This is a genomic window from Bradyrhizobium cajani (genome assembly GCF_009759665.1).
GTDB lineage: Bacteria > Pseudomonadota > Alphaproteobacteria > Rhizobiales > Xanthobacteraceae > Bradyrhizobium > Bradyrhizobium cajani.
This window is the reverse complement of record NZ_WQNE01000094.1, coordinates 1-986: the sequence shown is the minus strand read 5'-3', so window position 1 is coordinate 986 and position 986 is coordinate 1. Positions and strand designations below refer to the sequence as shown.

1 pseudogene is annotated in these 986 nt (G+C 57.3%); it reads left to right on the top strand.

Annotation, left to right across the window (positions count from 1 at the left end):
* Positions 1 to 986, top strand: a pseudogene (locus tag GPL20_RS38525) (IS3 family transposase); the annotation flags it as partial.

Genomic DNA, 986 nt, shown 5'->3' with positions numbered 1-986 from the left:
ATCGCGTTCGTTTTGAAGCAGGCGGAAGATGGCGCGGCAGTGGCGGAGGTCTGCCGCAAGGCCGGGATTAGTCAGGCGACGTATTTCAATTGGAAGAAGAAGTATGCGGGGCTGATGCCCTCTGAGATGAAGCGACTGCGCCAGCTTGAGGAGGAGAATGCCAAGCTGAAGCGGATTGTCGCCGACCTGTCCTTGGACAGGGCCATGCTGCAGGACGTGCTCTCAAAAAAGCTCTGAGGCCTGGCCGCAAGCGGGAGCTTGTCGACAAGGTGCGGAGCGACTGGAAGGTGTCGATCAGGCGGGCCTGTTCGACCCTTCGAATCGATCGCGCACTTTACGTCTACAAGTCGAAGCGCGGTGACCAGGCCGCCCTCAAAAATCGGATCAAGGACATCTGCGAGACGCGGGTGAGATACGGCTACCGCCGCGTCCATGTCCTGCTGCAACGTGACGGTTGGGCAATCAACGTCAAACGTGTCTATCGCCTTTACAGGGAGTTGCCTGCAATTGCGCAACAAAACGCCGAAGCGTCGTGTGAAGGCCAAGCTACGCGAGGCTAGGATGGAAGCAGGTCAAATCAATGAGACCTGGGCGATGGACTTCGTTCATGACCAGCTCGCCACCGGTCGCAGGATTCGCGTGCTTACCATTGTCGATATCTTCAGTCGCTTCTCTCCAGCCGTCGATCCGCGCTTCAGCTATCGAGGCGAGGATGTCGTGTTGACTTTGGAGCGCGTGTGCAAAACCGTCGGCTACCCCAAGACCATTCGGGTCGACCAGGGGTCGGAGTTCGTCTCCCGCGATCTCGACATCTGGGCTTACCAGAAGAATGTCGTTCTCGACTTCTCCAGGCCGGGCAAGCCGACGGACAACAGCTTCATCGAATCCTTCAACGGCAAGTTCAGAAACGAATGCCTGAACACGCACTGGTTCCTCAGTCTTGACGACGCTCGGCAGAAAATGGAGGATTGGCGTAGAGACTACAA